The following is a 204-nucleotide window of genomic DNA, read 5'->3' on the forward strand; positions in this document are numbered from 1 at the left end:
GAGGTCGCGAGTTCGAGACTCGTTTCCCGCTCCAAACGAATCCTGTCTTAAGTTGCTATAAAGTTTCTCCGATGCGGGAATAGCTCAGTTGGTAGAGCGCAACCTTGCCAAGGTTGAGGTCGCGAGTTCGAGACTCGTTTCCCGCTCCATCGTTCAGGCACATTTGGATAGGCGGGAATAGCTCAGTTGGTAGAGCGCAACCTT

Annotated in this window: 1 tRNA gene; it reads left to right on the top strand. The window is 52.5% G+C overall.

Features of this window, described 5'->3' with window-relative positions:
* Positions 1 to 73: 73 nt before the first annotated feature.
* Positions 74 to 149, top strand: a tRNA-Gly gene (locus HMPREF3050_RS03870).
* Positions 150 to 204 lie beyond the last annotated feature (55 nt).

Source organism: Neisseria sp. HMSC065D04 (assembly GCF_001815675.1).
Lineage (GTDB): Bacteria > Pseudomonadota > Gammaproteobacteria > Burkholderiales > Neisseriaceae > Neisseria.